The following is a 19349-nucleotide window of genomic DNA, read 5'->3' on the forward strand; positions in this document are numbered from 1 at the left end:
TAAAAATAGAAATTAAACTTCAGGAAATATCCAATCAATAAGCCAAAAACTGCCACCCAACGCCAATGGCTACTGCTTTAGGTGTAGGGCATTGTTTCCATTATATTTTAGCCCATCATAAAATTCAAAATAAAATCTGTATGGATACACCGCAAAAAGATCTCTCCTATTTTACACTCAGGCTTCAGGAGTTACTGTACACCAGCTTTCCCGAAAAGGCACACGACCAGAAATTCATTAAGCAACGCTCCAGTTGGGCAGCCAATGCCTACGAGGGTGCCTTCCGGTCGGGAAATGCGATTGAGCAATGCGACCATATTGCTGATTACATATTATTTGAAGGACTGCACTTCTCCCGGTTTGACACCATATTCCAGGTGGTGTGTAATGAGTTCGATACGATTATGGCGGATGAAGAACTACGCCCTTTTGCCTTAAAGATGTTACCTGTATGCAGTTCGCTGTTCGCAAACTACGAACTGACGGATGATTTTGCTTACAGCGAAGCATACGGCCTGCTCTACACGGAAATAACGGGAACCATAGCAATCTGGATCGAGGAAAATGGCCTTCAGTAAGCGTCAACATCTCCAATGGAATATTGATGCCCTGCAAATAGCTTTTAAACTGGAAAAGGAGAAACGCAACGCTACCCAGGGAGAACGGCTGCTAATGAAGCAATATAGCGGATTTGGCGGTCTCAAATTCGTGTTGAATCCCGTAGAAAACCCCACAGATATAAAGCAATGGGCGGAATATGACCGGGGACTGTTTGAAATGACAAGGGAGCTGCACCGGGTGCTCAAAGAAAATGCCGGTGATGAAAAACAATACAAGCGGTATGTGGACAGTATGCGAGGCTCGGTACTGTCCGCCTTTTATACCCCACCGGAAATCATCCATACACTTTCAGATGTACTGACAGAAAACGGTATAGAAATCCGCAATTTTCTCGAACCGTCTGCGGGCGTTGGTGCATTTGTCGATCCCTTTGCTAATAAAGGAATCGTCCATGTTACGGCTTATGAGAAAGATCTGCTTACAGGTAAGATGCTGGAGCAACTCTATCCGGACAGGGAAATCCGAATTAAGGGGTTTGAAGAGCTGCCTGAAAGCGAACTGAACCATTACGATGTAGTTGCCAGCAATATTCCTTTTGGCACCAGTTCAGTTTTTGACCTTTCGTATTCGAAGGGAAAAGATCCGGCAAGGGTTCAGGCTGCCCGCAGCATTCACAACTACTTTTTCCTAAAGGGAACCGATGCGCTCCGGAATGGTGGCATCCTGGCTTTCATTACCTCGCAAGGTGTATTGGATAGCCCTGCCAACCAGCCTATCCGGGAAGCGCTGATGAGGGAGCATAACCTCATTTCGGTAGTAAGGCTGCCCAACAACCTCTTTACCGATCATGCGGGAACCGAAGTAGGCAGCGATCTCATCGTTCTTCAGAAAAACACAGGCAAGCAGGTATTGTCTGAAATGGAAAAGGATTTTTGCCGCTCGTTGGAAACAAAGAACAATACCCACACCAATGCGCTGGTATTGTACACTGACCGTGTTGTTTTCAATGAGATCATCGAATCAACCGATCTGTATGGTAAACCTTATACCATGTTTGTCCATAACGGAGGCGTTAGTGGTATTGCAAAGGATGCAAAGGAAATTCTGAGCGAAGATTTCAGGAATCATCTGGACCTGAATCTCTACAAAGGAATTTTACCCGATAAGCCCGTTGTGCAGCCAGGAATGGCACCAGCACCTCAACCGCCAGCTACTGGCATTGTTACCCAAAGAATGCAAGCGCCTGATACACCTGTTCATTCATCTGCGACAGGCAACCGTGCATCAGATCAGCTACAGGGAAATACGATAATTACAGCCAATGATGCAGCGCCACAGGAGCAGGTACAATTAAGCCTGTTCGATCTTTTTGGCGGTGCGCCGCAGGTCAGCGTTGTAGCTGCTCCTGTCACAACCACAAAAAGGAAAATTACGGTTAAAAGGACTGTACAAAGAAGGCAACCGGGGCTGTTTGATAACATTCCTGTGCGGGCGGCAAAACCGTCCAATCATACAGCCGCGTCATCACCAAAGGCGAACGGCATTCCCGCCGGACAGGGAGATCTTTTTTCCGCTATCAATGTAAATAATGACGGCGAGCTGGAAAAAACAAAACCAGTTGAGCAGGTTACCGAATCAAAAGCAACTACCGATCCGGCTCCGTATAACGGCGAAGTGCAGGCATTCCATAAGGATGACTGCCTTGCAACGGAAAATGGCTATGTAGGCTATCTAAGAAATATTAATACGTCTAAAGGCTCCGCAATTTTCCATCCTTTACCGTTGACCCCACTTCAAAAAGCAAGAACAGAAGCCTATATACAGCTAAGGGATGCTTATCAGCATCTTTATAACAATGAAGCGACGCTTCGGGCCGAACATAAGGCAGAAAGGGAAACACTGAATAACCTCTATGATGCTTTTGTGAAAAGGTACGGCAACCTGAACAGCGCCGATAATATCAAGGTGATTAAAACCGATAGCGCAGGAAAAGAAATGCCGTACCTGGAGCGTGTGGTAGGCGGTGTGGTACATAAAGCAGATATATTCCACCGGCCTGTCAGTTTCTCCACCGCAACGCTTGCTACCGACAATCCCGATGAAGCATTAACTGCATCGCTTAACAAATACGGGGCTGTTCATATCAACTATATGGCGGGGATCAGCGGGATGTCCAAAGAAGACCTGAAGAATGCCCTGCATGGCCGGATCTTTTACAACCCACTGGAGAAGGAATACGAGATCGCTGAAAAATGGGTATCGGGCAATGTGGTTGAGAAAGCAGGAAAAGTGCGGGAATACCTTTCCAGCCAACCGGATGATAAAGAAGTTGCCGAAAGCCTTAAAGCACTTGAAGAGGCCAGGCCCCGCCGCATTGAATTTGAAGAGCTGGATTTTAACCTCGGTGAACGCTGGATACCTACCGGCATCTATAACCGCTTTGCATCACACCTGTTCGATACCGAGGTACGCATTCACTATACCGAAAACACGGATGATTTTTCTATCCATTGTGATAGCAGGAACATTCACATCACAGAAAAATATGCCATCAAATCACAAAGCCGTACCTATGATGGCATTGCTTTATTTAAACATGCACTGGTCAATACCACGCCTGATATCACCAGAAAAGAGACAATAGGTGACAGGGAAGTAAAGGTGCGGGACATGGAAGCCATTCAAATGGCGAATACCAAGATCGACGAGATGCGCAAAGCATTTACGGATTGGCTCCATGCGCAGAACGATGAGTTCAAACAACGCCTTACCGACAGGTACAATGATACCTTTAACTGTTTCGTCCGTCCGCAATATAACGGCAGCCACCAGAATTTTCCGGGGCTGGATCGTAGGGCGCTCGGCATCGAAGACCTTTATCCCAGCCAGAAGGATGCTGTATGGATGATCAAGCTCAACGGCGGAGCCATCTGCGACCACGAAGTAGGTGCCGGTAAAACGCTTATCATGTGTACGGCTGCACAGGAAATGAAGCGGCTGGGCTTGGCCCATAAGCCGATGATCATCGGCTTAAAAGCCAATGTGCACGAGATCGCTGAAACCTACCGAAAAGCTTATCCCCATGCCAAAATATTATATCCCGGCAAGGAAGATTTTACACCGCAAAAGCGGCTGCGCATCTTCGGTGATATCAAAAACAATGATTGGGACTGTATCATATTAACCCATGATCAATTTGGTATGATACCCCAATCACCCGAATTACAAAAAGAGATACTACAAGCGGAACTGGATAGCGTAGAGGAAAACCTCGATGCACTGAAGGCACAGGGCAAGGAGGTTTCGCGGGCAATGCTGAAGGGTGTTGTGCTGCGTAAACAAAACCTGGAGGTGAAGCTCAAAACATTGGAGCACGACATCGAAAACCGCAAGGATGATGTAGTGGACTTCAAAATGATGGGCATTGACCATGTATTTGTGGACGAAAGCCACCGTTTTAAAAACCTCATGTTTAATACCAGGCATGAGCGTGTGGCCGGGTTGGGCAATATGGCCGGCAGCCAGAAGGCTATGAACCTGCTGTTTGCCATCCGTACCATACAGGAGCGCACCGGCAAAGATCTTGGTGCTACCTTTCTTTCGGGAACCACCATCAGCAATTCGCTTACAGAGCTGTACCTGCTGTTTAAATACCTGCGCCCGCAGGCAATGGAAAAACAGGGCATTTCCTGTTTTGATGCCTGGGCAGCCATTTACGCCCGAAAAACGACGGATTACGAGTTTTCGGTCGCCAATAATATCGTATCAAAAGAACGTTTTCGCTTTTTTATCAAAGTGCCGGAGCTGGCGCAGTTCTATTCAGAAATAACGGATTACCGTACGGCAAAGGATATTGGTATTGACCGGCCCGAAAAGAACGAGGTATTATACCACATACCGCCTACGCCGGATCAGGAGGTCTTTATCAAAAAACTGATGGAGTTTGCCAAAACCGGTAATGCAGAACTGTTGGGCAGACCTCCGTTAAGCGAAAGCGAAGAAAAAGCAAAAATGCTGATCGCAACGGACTACGCGCGAAAGATGTCGCTGGATATGCGGATGATCAGCCGAAAGTATGGCGACCATCCTGATAACAAGGCATCGCATTGTGCGGCTAATATTGCCAAATATTATAACCGGTTCCATGCACAAAAAGGAACACAGTTCGTTTTCTCCGACCTCGGCACCTATAAGCCCGGTGAGTGGAATGTCTATTCCGAAATTAAGCGTAAGCTGGTGCAGGACCACGGCATCCCTGCACACGAAATACGATTTATACAGGAAGCGAAAAATGAAAAGCAGCGCAAGGAACTTATACAGGCAGTTAATGAAGGAAAGATCAGGGTACTGTTCGGTTCCACCGAAATGCTCGGTACGGGGGTTAATGCGCAAAAGCGTGCCGTAGCTGTTCACCACCTGGATATTCCCTGGAGGCCAAGCGATCTTGCACAGCGGGATGGCAGGGCGATCCGTAAGGGTAATGAAATTGCGAAGTTCTTTGCCGACAACAAAGTAGATATTTTCATTTATGCGGTAGAAAAATCGCTGGACAGCTATAAATTCAATACCCTGTACAATAAGCAGGTATTTATCGACCAGCTAAAAACCAACAGTCTGGGCAAACGTACCATTGATGAAGGCGCAATGGATGAAAAAACGGGTATGAATTTCTCGGAATATGTAGCCATACTTTCGGGCAATACAGATCTGCTGGAAAAAGCCAAGTTGGAAAAGCAGATCGCCGGTCTGGAAAGTGAGCGGCAGGCATTCAATCGCGCCAAGTTTTCTTCCAAATATAAGCTGGAAGATATTACGGCCACATTGGAAAGTACACAAGCACGATTGGATCGGATGACACTTGATTGGGAAAACCTGCAAAAACGGATAGAGAAAAACAAAGATGGTGATATACTCAACCCGGTACAGTTAACAGGTTTACCGCCCAATGCTGATATTAAGCAGATAGGCGCAAAACTCAACCAGCTTTCGGAAAAAGCCCGTACAGGCGGGCAGTATGAGGAAATCGGCTCGTTGTATGGCTTTACATTACTGGTGAAAACAGAGGTTTCAGAAAATGACAGTACAACCCTCGAAAGGGACAATCGTTTCTTTGTTCAAGGTGAAGGCGGTATCAAATACACCTATAACAATGGCCGGATGGCGACCGATGCGAAAACTGCATCGTTAAACTTCCTCAATGCGCTTGAAAAAATACCGGGTATTGTAGAGCAGGAACAAAAGAAAATTGCCGGATTGCAGAAAGACCTGCCCGTGCTTCAGGAAGTAGTCAACGGTGCTTGGAAAAAAGAAAATGCACTGGCAGAATTGAAAACAGAACTGGCCGCAGTGGATAGAAAAATACAGTTATCTATAAAGCCGGAGTCTGAAGGCAAAACAACGGATCAGGTTGAAGAGCAAACACCGGTTTCAGACAATTCAGAACCGACCGTTTACGTCAAAGGCGCTCATTTACCTCGTAGTGTATTGTAATGATAATCAATGGATTTTTTGCCGAATACCAATTCAAATCCTAAAAAAGCGTGCTCAATCTTTCCCAACTTGGGTTTTTTATTCCTAACAATGTTTAAAATTTGTAATGCCTGTTTCACTCCATGCGATAATGAGAACACGTTGATAACAAATGGAATGTAGCAGTGACTGGAGTAGAATATTATACAAGACATAGAGAAACCAGGTAGCCTATGAAAATACCTTACTTTTTAAAATTTGAAGATGAGAACTTAATACCATTGCATCAGTATTCCCAACTTCCCGACTGGTGCAAATACCCGTTGCATTTTGCCCTGGAACGACGTTACTTTAAGCAACCACAAATAGAGCTGATAAGCCAGCAGTTAAACCAGGAGCCGTTTTTTATAGACCTGGTTCAGATCAACGCAAAAGAACCTGCTTATATCCCTTTCGATATTAACGACAGGCAATTGTACCTGTACTTTATGCTCAAGGGCAGGTTGCTGTACACAACAGGTGATTACCGGCCCATTATACGCACTCAGCCTAATACTTTTTTGATGTCCTATTATGACATTGGACACTATTTTGCTTATGCCCCGCAAGGAATGCATATAGCATTTGTAGTAAGTATCCTTCCGGAATGGATCGAAAGCATGTACCAGGAATACGATAATCTGAAAGACATCCTGCATCGTTTTAAAAATGAGAACAAGACTTATGATACCATGTATCAATGCCGGATGGATCGGAAGATCCACCGATGGTTATATAAGATTTACAGCTACTCGCAGGCTAATATTGGTGCTATAGACGGTAACCTGCGCAAGTACATTAGTTACCTGCTGGAGCATTACGACCAGGTGATCCGGGAGCAGAACGGCGACCTGGCTTATAAGATCAAAGCGTATATAGAGGAACACTATTGCGATGCGGGACTGAGCGTAAAATTTCTTACAGATTATTTTTTCCTCACCGAGCGTACGCTCCTAAACGTTTTTAAGCGGCAATATAACATGAGCGTGCAGGAGTTTTATACCGAGTTACGCATGGGCCATGCGCTGCTCCTTATGCAGCAAAAAGGTATTGGCATAAAAGATGTTTATATGGAAGTGGGATATACCGATGAACGCACCTTTCGCTCCGCCCTGGAACGGTACCTCAAACGCCGGTAACACAATTTCCCGCAAATTGTCAAAATCGGAAAATTTCTTACACAAATTTGCTCAATTTTTACCGATTTTGACTTTCCAACGCTGAGCGCATTGATGAACTTTGTCTTAACAAGATGGTGAAAACCATGCTAACGACAAAGGAAATGGATAAAGCCCTCAAATATCAGAAAAGAAGCAAGATTGCATTTAAGATCATAATGCTCGCTTTGTTGGCCCTATGGATACCCGTAGCTATTGATAAGCTGACTGACTTTGAAACCTTTAAAAGCGGCATTTACAATCAACCCTTTTCAGACAGCTTGGGCAATGTGCTGATCTATACATTACCTGTATTGGAATGTGCTACTATCATTTGCCTGATCTACGAAGGCTGGCGCAAAGTCGGCCTGATCCTCTCCACAATGCTGATGACGGCCTTTACCGGATATGTGGGCATTGCGCTTTTAGGAGCCTGGAAAAAACTGCCCTGCGGCTGCGGATCGGTCATTAGTGGCATGAGCTGGGAGCGGCATTTCCTTTTCAATCTATTCTTTTTGTTCCTGAGCCTATCAGGACTTTATCTGTGGCGCAAATTACGAAGCGGTGACGCGGGAAGCGAAGCTGCCAAGGGCGGGTCGGCCAAAAGACATATTAAACAATATTCTTTAACTTCTAAATTTTAAGAAGATGAAAAAATTAAAATTAAACCTGTTTATGGTAGTTGCTTTAGCGATTGCGGCAGTTACCATGTCATTTAAGATGGCAGGTACAGCTTCAACCTTTCATTATGCAAGTGAAAGTACGGCTGCCGGAGCATTTGCGAACCCTGACAATTGGGAACCCGGAACTTCACCTACGAATTGTGTAGGGACGGCGAAACCTTGCCAAATAACTGCCGAAGACGAAGCAGATTTGGAAAGCAAATTAGCTGGCAAAACCAATCCGCAGGTATTAAGTATTGTTGATAGCAAGCGAAATTAATTTTTCGGGTATAATTAAATACACAAAGTGGGCATTTTTAGCCCCTTTGTGTATTATAGTTATCTTGGATTTTGCTGTATCCCACCCACTTCTATTATAGTCTCGGGAATAGCAATGGCATAGCGTAAATCATTTGGTGGTAATGTTATGGTTTGCCCGTTAACAGTCCGTGTCAATGTTATATTAAATCCGTCCCGGTTCAACCGCTTAATATCAGACCAACGAAGCCCACGAAACACCAATTCCTTTCTTCTTTCAGCTAAAATGGTATTCAGCGCTGTGTCTTTATTTGTAAACGAGTAAGGCGTAAATTGAGCAACATCCCATCGTTTTATCAGTAATTTATTAAGAGCATTTGCAGCATCAGCAAGTTTATCCAGTCGGGCATTACATTCAGCAATAATCAAGAGCAATTCATTTGTCGTAATACCTGTAATAAGTCCTGCATATCCCATGTGCGTACCTTTAAACCTATAATCTCCATCATCGCCCTTTCTGAAATATATAGTCTTTCTTAAATCTCTATCATTATAAAGGTCATAAAGAGCAGGTGATATTCTCGCCATATCAAGATTATTTAGGTCGGTAGGAAACATGCTTGTTTGAAAGATAACTTCTGAACTTAATTGATTTATTGAGGGAATAGGGAAATCTGCATTGGGGTCTAACCCATTAAAGTCTATGAGTTGACTATTAAACGCAAATGCCTTTTCAGCGTTTTCCAAAGCATCGGCATAATTTCCCATAATCAAATGTGTTCTTGCTAATAATCCGTAGGCTGCTGCTTTAGTTGGTAACGTTGCGGCAGCACTTGTATTTGGTAATAAAGGAAGTGCATCGTTGAGGTCTTTCAATATCCGGTCATAGGTTTCTTGTACGGACGACCTCACCGACGGAATATTCATATCGGGGTCTAAGCGTAGCACCATTCCTAAATCTGTATTGGCAGTTTGTTTATAATAAACTGGCGCCCATATCAGTACGGCGTCCAAAAAGCGGGATGCCCTAAAAACCAGCGCTTGACCCTTTAGGTTGTCCGCTATATTTCCGGTCAAATAATTATCTTCAATGCCTTTTAGAACGGAGTTGCAAACATAAATTGCACTGTAACAATAGTACCATTCATCACCCGCCGATGACAATGGTTTTGTAACAAAGTCTGGCTGCCATGTGTACAATCTTTTATCGCTTTCATAATAAAAACCATCGTAATCCTCATCTTTCAAAAAATAGTCAATGGTACTGGCTTCGCCTGCCGAGCAAAAATTAGAATTAAGAGTTTCCCAATTATTAACTAAGGCTTGAAAATCTTTTAAAGTTGTAGGTATAGCCAGTTTATCATCTGATTTTTCTTCAAGAAACTTTTTACATCCCGAAGAAAGTATTATTAGCAATAGCATCAACGCTAATATTGGAGTGTTCTTTTTCATTGTAATATTCTTTTATAATTTGGCTTTAAGACCAAGTGAATAATTTGCAGGTGTTTTAAGAATATTATAACCTAAGCTAAAGTCAGGGTCAATGCCTGCGTTATTGGCTTTCCATAATATCCCAAGATTATTTGCATTAAAAAATAATTGCAATCCCTTAATCCCCTTTGCTGACAATTTAAAATCATAAGCAAGGTTAATATACTGGAGCCGGATATGGTCGCCCTTTTCTACCAGCACACTGGAACCACTATAAAAGGCATCTCTGTTATAGTTAGTTCTATACTGATTTACAGGAACATCTGTATATGCTTCATCCCCGGGCTTCAGCCAACGTAGCGCATAATCTGAATGTCCCCGCCAACTGTTAAACAGGTGTGTGTAATTAATAGAATTGCGCCTGAACCAATACCCGAATTTGAATGAAACACCTAATTGTAAGCTGATATTTTTATAAGATACTGCATTGATTAACGAACCGAATTTTGTTGGAATAGCAGAACCAAAATATTTTAAATCTTCTACTTTAGTTTCAGTACCAATAATGCTGTAATAGTCCTTGCTTACCTCACCATTAAGGTATCCTTGTGCTTCACCTGTATTGGGGTCAAGTCCAGCCCATTGATAGGCATAGATAGCATATACAGGCTTTCCATTAACACCGGATATGGGTGGCGAAGAAACATTGACATATTCTTGTGCCAATGTCCTTTCTAAATAATAATCAACTATTTCATCTTTATATAGACTGAAATTCAGTATGGTACTCCACTTAAATGAACGGTCTATATTTACACTTCTTAACTGTATATCCCAACCGTTTCCTTTCATGCTGGCTACATTTCGCAACATATAGGGGTCAACTCCTGTGGTGTAATCCATTGGAGCCATACCAAAAAGATTAATACCTTTTTTGTGATAATACTCTATTGAACCTGTCAAACGTTCATTTCGCAAACGAAAATCTACCGCAAGGTTCAACATCTTGGAGGTTTCCCATTTTAATAATGGGTTGTAGTAATTATTAAAACTTGCGTACGGAGTACCAGTAAAAAAGGATGTATTTGGAAGAAATCTAATCGTGTTTACTGCAACCATAGCGGGGTCAATATTGCCACTAAAGCCGTAGGTTGCCCGGAGGTTGAGATAAGGCAAAAAATCAACCTTATAAAACTTTTCGTTTGAAAGTTTCCATGCAATGCCCGCCGACCAAAAAGGGTTCCATTGGTCGTTAGTTTTTAAGCCGAAAAGGTTGCTGGCATCCCGGCGGGCGCTTGCTGAAATCACATACCTATTGTCAAATGTATAGGCAGCATTGGCGAAGTAGGACATAAATCTTGTACTTGTTTCACCGAGATATTGACCTCTTTGAATATAGTCTGCCCCACCATTAATAATGCTTGGATATGTATTTGTATAGTCCACATTACCCGTAGTTAAATTATTAGGGTTGTAGCCATAATAACGTTCTTGATTTGATTGTGTATGAGCCGACCGTTTTTCACCTCCAATTAAGGCAGTTATATTGTGTTTACCGTATGTATTATCAAAGTTTAATTGTCCTCGTAAATTATTTGCATTTAAAACACTATTGGTTTTGTCCAAAATATCACCATTGGGAACAATGTAAATGACGCTTCCGTTTACGATTTGGGAAAAGCGATTGATATAGTCCCTTGCCATAAAACTATTTTCATCAGCCAAATTGGTACTTAGTCCAAATTGTCTTTCATATTGATAGTTTACAGTTGCGTTCAGCCCTTTAATAATTCGATATTCGAGATTAGCCGTTGCCAATACATCGGATACGTTGCTATTTGATGTTTGGTGCTGCCAATCTGTAAGCGGGTAGTAATTCCAGTCAAGCAACTTTCCGTCACCGAGATTTTGGACATAGCTTTGATTATAGTTCTTTGCTACTGGCAGCGCATTCCCGTTTGCATCCGCCATTAGCATATAAGGCACAAAGGCACTGCTTTTCATAGATACATTATTGTACCCATACCGACCTGACTTATTTTGAGTTTGTGAATAATACAAACCCGTAGTAAGGGAAAGTAGTTTAATAGGACGATAGGTATTTTGGAAACGGATATTAACACGCTGATAAGTAGCCTCTAAGTTGCTTTTATTGTGGTCGTAACCTACCGATGATGTCCAAGAAAATTTGTCTGCGCCACCCTGCGCACTTAAAAAGTATTGCTGATTGACTAATGGCTTATACATATACTCATTAAACTGCGCTCTTGCATCTACATTTCTAAATGCGTCAATTTGCTGTTGTGCCTGCTCCTGTGTCATTGCACCTGTACGCACCTTATTCAAAAGGTCAACAACCGGACTGATTACAGGGCGGCTCGATGAATTGATTTGACTGTTGTAAAAGTTTCGATTAAACAATTCCTGCTCCATATCAATATAATCACTGGACGACATCTGACGGATATAGCCTAAATCGGGCTTTGCTCCAATAGTGAGGTTAGAATTAAACGATAAGGTAATCGGCTGATTAAAACGTCCGCTTTTGGTGGTGATAACGATAACGCCATTTGCCGCCCTTGCTCCCCAAATGCTGGAAGCGGAGGCATCTTTCAGTATAGTTATATTTTCTACAATGTTGGGGTTAATATTGGTAATATCTCCATCATACGGAAAATTATCTATAATTATTAAGGGGTCTTTCTGTCCGTTTATTGTACTCAATCCCCGTATCATCATTTGGGAACTATATTGGCTTCTGCCCGCATCCATCACCATGCTATTAGCAATTGCTGGAAGTCGGGACAGGATGTCCGTACCAACCTGCTGGTTAAACAGTTCGTTGCTTACCGTAGCAAACGAACCTGTTGCCCGCTCTTTAGGTATTTTCTGATACCCTGTTGATACTACTTCCACTTCGTCCAACAAACGGGATGAGGCATTTAAACGGATTTTTAAAGTATCTGTTTGCGGGAGGTTCACGGTTAGCATAGATGGCTCGTAACCTACATGGCTAATTGTCAAAACAGCGATATTTCCATTTGCTGTTTGTATAGTAAAGTAACCCCTGCCGTCGGTACTTACTGTTGTATTTGTCCCTTGCAAGGAAATACTCGCTCCCTCGATAGGCATATTATCATTACGACTAATCACCTTGCCCATAATTTGTCGTTGGGCATACAATGTGCCTGATATGATAAGTAATGTAATAAGAGGTATAAAAAATTTCATTCATCAATTGAGTTAAATCGTAAAAAAATGGAAGCAGTTATTTGTCCTTTATCACGAACATATTGAGGCTTCTTTTTGCTGGTATTAGGTCAAGGTCGTACCTGTTCAATTCTTTCTTAAAACTCGCTAAATCAGTAACCGCTGAAACCTCGATATCCACATTGGAGGTATAGCCAGTTTCGTCAACTATGGGTAGCGTAATAGGAGTATCATCACTAATCATATTAATCATGTTACTAAGTTTTTGATTAATTATTATGGAAGGCGATGCCGGAAAAGTGTTCTTTGATTTTCCTCCTTTGCTTTTTATTTTGTCCTTTTTAGAGGTTCTAACTAAAACAAGACAGTCAACCATTCGCTTCTCAATTGTGCCGTTATAGTCCGAATAGCGGTTAAGGTCTTGTAGCATATAATAGAATAGACTGTCGGCTTTGTCTTCAGGAACAATCATTTCATAGTTATACTGGTTAGACTTCTCATATTCGCCATTATCTTTCTTTATTAAACTTAAAAAAGCAGGTTTTTTAACCTCCACTATCATGCGACTTGTAGAGAACTGTTCACCATTTCGATTAAATAGCTCGTCCACTGTAGCATGATATATATTCATCATTGAGGTATTGGTGATTTGTCTGCCATATACTTTACCATCTTTGGTTCTTCTGAAAACATTTCCCCCCGGAAGTCCGGAATACTCACCTTTGGTAAAAATGGAAAATGCCTGTATCTGTAATCCGTCTATGAGGTATTTGGAAAGGAACAATGGCGTATTAGGGTCAATAAGTTTTTTGGTCACCATTTGTGTATTTTCGTTATCTACAACAGCTTTTATATTAGCATGGGTTACCTCATCCGCACGGGTAGTATTTAATAATTTGCCAGCGGGGTTTATCCATACTATATGCGGAACGCCGATAAATGGAAAGTATTCAGAAAGAAAACTATCATTAATAACCGAATTGACGTAAGTGTGTCCTTTACCTGCACCAGTTTTAAAAAACCTGGTTATTTTATCTGTATCCTCTTGGGTTACTGCCAGCACTTTTATTTTGTCGCCAAATTCATTTTGTAAGGCATGTAGTTTTGGAAAGTTTTTAATACAGGGTGAGCAATAGGTGGCCCAAAAATCCAGTATGATCAGCTTATCCTTGTACTCGCTTAGGGTAATGGTCTTCTTGCCCTGGGGATGGTTTACCACTTGCAAGGGCAGGTTCCAAAGTTCATCGGGGATCTTGTCGCCGATGGCAAGCGGGGTGGGTTTAAAGGTGTTAGCAGCCTTAGCAGAAGCCACTTGTGCGTGGCTCTGCTGTTGGATGGCTGCATACATGAGAAAAACCAGTAGCAAAAAATACTTGCCGGTTCTGCTCACAATCCTACCAAACGTTCCCAGTGCTAAACGGCGGCAAGTAATTGAAAAAAAAATCTTGTTACATAGTGATACGCTCATCATTAAGTGATATAGTTAGGTTTATAAATAGTAAATACTCCATGAGGTGTATCGCTACTTTAAACCGGACTTTTAATGATGGTGCGAAGGTTGAATTTAAGGGAGAAAAATAAAACAACGGGCTTGCCTTGTCCAGCTATGGAAAAGCAGCAATATTGTTTATACTTGTCCGTCAATCTTATCATCTTTATTGGTTGTTATACAAATAACCGATGATTACGGGAGGTTGCACCTCTGGATTGTACAACCAATTAGGAAGAATTTGTTCCATATTGGAAGTTTTACTATATTTGGTAAAATAATAAGCATTGGAATATGAAAATCGGAAGTAACATTAGTCAGCTAAGGACCGCTCAAAAGATCGAAAAAACTTTTATGGCGCAAGAGCTAAATATCAGTGTAGAAGAATATGAAGCTATCGAAAGGGATGAGAGGGACATAACACTTTCTATGCTTGAAGCAATATCACGTTTATTATCGCTTGAAGTTGCCGATTTGATTACGCTCAATAAACCAATTACAGGGATTAGGAATTTCTTCTTTAATCACAACGGAAATTCGGGTGTAAATATTCATGTGCAGGGAATAGACCAGGAGAAGATTAGGCAGGCATACAAAGAACTTTATGCAGAAGAATTAAACAGGATACCCAAACTGGAAAAACTTTTGCGGCAAAATAATATCGAGTTTGATTTTTGAAACGCTTGTATTTATGAAAATCGGTGATAACATACGCGAGATTCGAGAAGTTGAAAAAAACTTTAAGAGAAGCTATGTTGCTGAACGGTTAAATATGTCAACTCGCGCTTACGCCAATATAGAAAACAATCGCACAGATCTTTCAATGAAAAAACTGGAGCAAATTGCGGAAATTTTTGAATGTAGTCCCCAGTACATTCTTACATACAAATCTTCAAAAAAGGAGTTTTATAACTATTTCCATAATTACCCTGAGAATAAAGGGGTTAACATTATGCACCAGAATATTGAAACGAGCGTAGGCAGTATGCTTAGTAATAAGGAAAAAATTTATGAGCTACAGCAGCAGCTTTTGGAAAGTGAACAGAAAAGAATTGCTTTATTGGAAGCTTTACTTAAAAAAAATAATATTGATTTCTAAAAAACTCTATAAATATGAAAATCGGAGATAATATTCGTGATATCCGCGAAAAAGAAAAAAAGCTATCAAAAGAACAGGTAGCAAAAGCATTAGGAATAACCCCAAAAGCTTATAGTAACATAGAAAACAATGTTGCTGATGTGTCTGTGTCCAGGCTATATGAATTGGCAGAAATTTTTGAAGTTGCTCCTGAATACATTCTAACTTACCAAGAGAAATCTGCTTTCACAAATCATTTTAATAACTATGAAGGAAATCAAGGAGTAAATATTATGTATCAGGGATGTACTGCCGATCAAATTAAGAACATTGAAGATCAGATAAAAAAAAGTAAGCAAGAGGCCAGTCGCTTACAGGCAAAGACAAGGAATAACTAACCAATGGATAATAGGTTTGAGGACATTGTAAGGCTAATCAAACAGTCAAGGGCAAATGCTATCAGGGTTGTTAATGCGGAACTGATCAGCCTTTACTGGAATGTGGGCGCATACATTAAGCAAAAATTGTCTGCCGCCGAATGGGGTGATAAGACTGTTGAAGAATTGGCAATTTTCATTCAAAAAAACAACCCGGAACTGAAGGGCTTTAACAGATCAGGGCTTTACAGAATGGTGCAGTTCTTTGAAACCTATGTGTCTTCACAATTTGTCGCCTCACTGCGGCAACAAACACAACATATTGATAATGAGGAGAATAAAATTGTCGCCCCGGCGGGGACACAATTTGAGCCGCAGGACATCAGAAATACTGTTTTGGTACAGTTGAGCTGGACACATCACCGCACTATTTTCTCCCGATGCAAAACGGATGAAGAAAGGCAGTTTTACATTCAGGTAAGCGTTAAAGAAAATTATAGCGTAAGAGAACTGGACCGGCAGATTTCCGCAAGCCTTTTTGAACGCACCATGCTTGGAAACAACAAGCTCTCGCAAACGATAAAGGAAGCCCATGCAGATATAACCAATACATTGAAGGATAGCTACGTTTTTGAGTTTTTGAACCTGCCTGAACCACATAATGAGGGCGATTTACAAAAGGGGCTGGTAAAACAAATGAAAAACTTTATCCTTGAACTGGGCAGAGATTTTCTTTTTATTGGAGAAGAATATAAAGTGCAGGTAGGTAACAGCGATTTTTATATTGACCTCCTTTTTTATCATAGAGGTTTGCAATGCCTGGTGGCTTTTGAATTAAAAGCAGATAAGTTTAAACAGGAACATTTAGGGCAACTCAATTTTTACCTGGAGGCGTTGGATCGGGATGTAAAAAAACAAAATGAAAACCCAAGCATCGGTATTTTGCTTTGCAAGGACAAAGACAGTGAAGTGGTGGAGTATGCACTAAGCCGCAACCTTTCACCAACAATGGTGTCCGAGTACAAAACACAATTGCCGGACAAAAAAATATTACAGCAAAAATTACATGAGCTGTTTGAAAACAGTGAAGATGATAAAAATTAAACAACCATCAAGGAAGATAACGTATTAAAATGGAAAAATTATTTAACTCTACTTTGTCAAATTTAGTTCTTTGATTTTTTTAGGGACGAAACGCACGCCGGACGCGGAATTCACGTAATTTAGCGGTCAGAAAAAAGACACACCCCACGAGTAGAAACCCACGGGGTGTAAATAAAAAAAACTATGGGACGAAAATATATAATTTCCGACTCGTAGAGAGTCGGTTATTGAATTTTCTTCTCCGTTTTGAGTTTCTTTTTTTCACACTCACCCGTAAGGTATCGGGCAATGCCCTGGTTTATTTAAAGGGACTGCTCCTTTGTCGTCGCCGCAATTGCCAGCAGATGGCCATGGAACTTCAGGAGTCGAATCAACAACGCTTACATCATTTTATCACGCAGTCTAAATGGAACGTCCGCCAGGTGATGGATGTAGTGACGGTGCAGTTTTGGAAACTTATCGAATCCCTACATCTTACGGAAGATAGTTGTCTGATTATCGATGAAGCCGGAAATCCTAAGAAAGGACGCCATTCTGCAGGGGTGAAACGTCAATATTGCGGCCAGGTAGGCAAACTTGAGAACTGTCAGGTAGGTGTTTTTGGTGCCTTGTGTGCGGGCTCCCTTGTGAATCTCGTACAAGCCTCTTTATTTGGAACAGCCACTAATGGCAGCAAAATTGAGCAGGCTAAACACCTCATCCGGCATGTAATGAAGGAGCTGAAACTACCCGTTCGCTGGGTATGTTTCGATGCCTTTTATGGGCGGGATGCTGCACTCCTGGCGGATTTGATTAAAAACGAGATGGAGTTCGTAGCCGATGTACAGGACAATTTACACATCTGGCTAGAGCCTTTTCAAATGCGTGTTCCCGTTCAGCAGCCGGGTGCAAGAGGCCGTAAATCGAAGCTTGCAAAACCGAACCGGCCGTCCGTCTCTATAAAAGCATATGCTGCCAGTTTGCAGCCAACCCAATGGAAATTTATTACCGTGCGGCATCAAAGCGGTGGAAAAAAATTGCAGGCATGGTTCCATTCCAGAGAGGTCTATATTATAAATCCGCTGACCAATCGAAAGCAATTGGTAAGTTTATTGATCAGGGAAGACAAAGATGGAACCATAAAATACAGTTTTTGTCATTGCCCGGGTGCCTCGATACAAGAATTGGCATACCGGCAATGCAAACGCTACTTTATAGAAAAAGCTTTCCGGGAAGGAAAAAAAGAACTGGGGTTGAACGAATACCAAACACGCAGTGAAGAGAGCTGGCTAAAACATATGGCCATGATTATGCTGGCTCAATTATTCTTAAACCAGGAAAAACGAATACACTATGAGCACGAGAAATTGTGGTTAACAACACAGGATGTTATTCAAACAATCAAATCTTCGCTTCATTTTGTGAAACGAAGCCTCGAAGATTTATTGGATCACATCCTATCGAAACAACCGCCAGACAAGCGTTTGGTCAGAAGATCACTGTATTTACGAATTTGACAAAGTAGAGTTAAACATAACGGCATCGGGCTTCAGCCTTTTGTTGACGAAGATGGACAGGATACAAATTTTGCCTATACAGATAAGCTGCTGGCACTAAATGTCCTTATTGAATTTTACACGGCTGTTACGGATGATACGGAAGAGAATTACGAAGAGGAAACAGTGGTTTCTGCGATCACTTATACTGAAAACAGATCTTATTCATTTGCACTCTTCCATAGCACGAATGTAATAGGGCCGTTAGTTTTATATAGAATTGTAGCGGATGCCATTCATTTTCTTGAACAATCCGGCAAGGCCACTTTGCTGGAAGACCTGGAGGAAATTTCAACCGGTGGTACTACCTCTGATGTGATGGAAAACGAGACGGATCGGAAAAGGGTGTATGATAGCGATGTTTGGAAGTTTACCTCCGTGCTGGATCTGATAAAAGAAAGGCGGTAGCCAAAAGATTGCAGATCGCAAATCAGGATGAGGGATATTTTCCTATAATTGAAAATTTAAAAGCTTGGATGACATAACAACAGCGCTATTTAGTTCTGTTATTTATACCCATACGCTTCCTGGATTTCCTGAATAAGATCTTCGAAAGATTCGGATATGTGAGTTGTCTTGTATTTGTTAAACTGCCATATTTCTACGCACCAATACCCGATGTCATCATTCCACTAGACTACACCAAAATAGTCCCACGCTGTTAAAGCTGCTGAAAGCGGTTTGTATTTAATGGCTTCCACTACCAGGTAATCAATCTCATTGGTCAGGTTGGAGAATATGCCATCACTTCTGTATTCGGTAAAATTATCCGGTAGCCGTATTTCTGCTTTCATACGATAAAAATATAAAATAGCTATCTTTGAGGCAACCATTTCGTATATTTAGTTCTCCATAGGATAAGGTTAAAGGTTAGGGATCATCTTTTAGTAGTAACCCATTAAAGAAAAGCAGTTTCCATTCATGAAACTGCTTTTTAAATTCATAAAACGTAGAAAATTAAACCATTACCTCAATTGGT

15 protein-coding genes are annotated in these 19349 nt (G+C 41.6%); 11 read left to right on the top strand and 4 right to left on the bottom strand.

Annotated elements, in window-relative coordinates; translation table 11 throughout:
- Nucleotides 1-140: 140 nt before the first annotated feature.
- From ACMXI2_RS09475 to ACMXI2_RS09495, 5 genes are all read left to right on the top strand, one after another.
- Nucleotides 141-578 carry a DUF1896 domain-containing protein gene (locus ACMXI2_RS09475; RefSeq protein ID WP_298939042.1) on the top strand — a complete coding sequence of 146 codons (438 nt, stop codon included), beginning with the start codon at nt 141-143 and terminating at the stop codon, nt 576-578.
- Nucleotides 565-6051, top strand: coding sequence for an N-6 DNA methylase (locus ACMXI2_RS09480; protein ID WP_326991509.1), 5487 nt, complete (start codon nt 565-567; stop codon nt 6049-6051). The genes ACMXI2_RS09475 and ACMXI2_RS09480 overlap by 14 nt, the downstream gene beginning before the upstream one ends.
- A 212-nt stretch (nt 6052-6263) precedes the next feature.
- Complete coding sequence (locus tag ACMXI2_RS09485) at nt 6264-7208, top strand: AraC family transcriptional regulator (protein ID WP_298939040.1); 945 nt, start codon at nt 6264-6266, stop codon at nt 7206-7208.
- A 143-nt stretch (nt 7209-7351) separates the two neighbouring features.
- A complete protein-coding gene (locus ACMXI2_RS09490; RefSeq protein ID WP_326991508.1) occupies nt 7352-7870 on the top strand; it encodes a MauE/DoxX family redox-associated membrane protein in 519 nt (172 codons plus the stop codon).
- A gap of 4 nt (nt 7871-7874) precedes the next feature.
- Nucleotides 7875-8168: a hypothetical protein gene (locus tag ACMXI2_RS09495; RefSeq protein ID WP_289034711.1), complete on the top strand. Its 294-nt coding sequence runs from the start codon at nt 7875-7877 to the stop codon at nt 8166-8168.
- A gap of 59 nt (nt 8169-8227) precedes the next feature.
- On the opposite strand, the gene ACMXI2_RS09500 is transcribed toward ACMXI2_RS09495, so the two are convergent.
- Genes ACMXI2_RS09500 through ACMXI2_RS09510 form a run of 3 tightly spaced genes read right to left on the bottom strand, consistent with a single transcriptional unit; the run spans nt 8228 to nt 14135 of the window.
- Entirely contained in the window at nt 8228-9598 is a 1371-nt protein-coding gene (locus tag ACMXI2_RS09500) for a RagB/SusD family nutrient uptake outer membrane protein (RefSeq protein ID WP_289034709.1), read from the bottom strand.
- A gap of 12 nt (nt 9599-9610) precedes the next feature.
- Nucleotides 9611-12808 (bottom strand): SusC/RagA family TonB-linked outer membrane protein, encoded by a 3198-nt coding sequence (locus tag ACMXI2_RS09505; RefSeq protein WP_483781430.1) that lies wholly within the window; start codon nt 12806-12808, stop codon nt 9611-9613.
- 37 nt (nt 12809-12845) lie between these two features.
- Nucleotides 12846-14135, bottom strand: a complete 1290-nt coding sequence (locus ACMXI2_RS09510; protein ID WP_339071768.1) for a TlpA family protein disulfide reductase — start codon at nt 14133-14135, stop codon at nt 12846-12848.
- 435 nt (nt 14136-14570) lie between these two features.
- Here ACMXI2_RS09510 and ACMXI2_RS09515 point away from each other — a divergent pair, with 435 nt between their 5' ends.
- The 6 genes from ACMXI2_RS09515 (at nt 14571) to ACMXI2_RS09540 (ending at nt 18778) form a co-directional block, all read left to right on the top strand.
- Nucleotides 14571-14954 carry a helix-turn-helix domain-containing protein gene (locus ACMXI2_RS09515; protein WP_289034705.1) on the top strand — a complete coding sequence of 128 codons (384 nt, stop codon included), beginning with the start codon at nt 14571-14573 and terminating at the stop codon, nt 14952-14954.
- Between the two features lie 13 nt (nt 14955-14967).
- Nucleotides 14968-15375, top strand: coding sequence for a helix-turn-helix domain-containing protein (locus tag ACMXI2_RS09520; protein ID WP_289034704.1), 408 nt, complete (start codon nt 14968-14970; stop codon nt 15373-15375).
- Nucleotides 15376-15389: 14 nt separating this feature from the next.
- Nucleotides 15390-15752 (top strand): helix-turn-helix domain-containing protein, encoded by a 363-nt coding sequence (locus ACMXI2_RS09525; RefSeq protein WP_289034703.1) that lies wholly within the window; start codon nt 15390-15392, stop codon nt 15750-15752.
- Nucleotides 15753-15755: 3 nt separating this feature from the next.
- A complete protein-coding gene (locus ACMXI2_RS09530; protein WP_298939037.1) occupies nt 15756-16835 on the top strand; it encodes a PDDEXK nuclease domain-containing protein in 1080 nt (359 codons plus the stop codon).
- A gap of 227 nt (nt 16836-17062) precedes the next feature.
- Nucleotides 17063-18331 (top strand): IS701 family transposase, encoded by a 1269-nt coding sequence (locus ACMXI2_RS09535; RefSeq protein WP_326991507.1) that lies wholly within the window; start codon nt 17063-17065, stop codon nt 18329-18331.
- Between the two features lie 165 nt (nt 18332-18496).
- A complete protein-coding gene (locus ACMXI2_RS09540; protein ID WP_326991506.1) occupies nt 18497-18778 on the top strand; it encodes a hypothetical protein in 282 nt (93 codons plus the stop codon).
- Between the two features lie 224 nt (nt 18779-19002).
- Here ACMXI2_RS09540 and ACMXI2_RS09545 read toward each other — a convergent pair whose 3' ends face one another.
- A complete protein-coding gene (locus ACMXI2_RS09545) occupies nt 19003-19164 on the bottom strand; it encodes a hypothetical protein (RefSeq protein ID WP_298939035.1) in 162 nt (53 codons plus the stop codon).
- Nucleotides 19165-19349 lie beyond the last annotated feature (185 nt).

It is taken from the genome of Chitinophaga sp. G7 BAM 1005, from assembly GCF_057126945.1.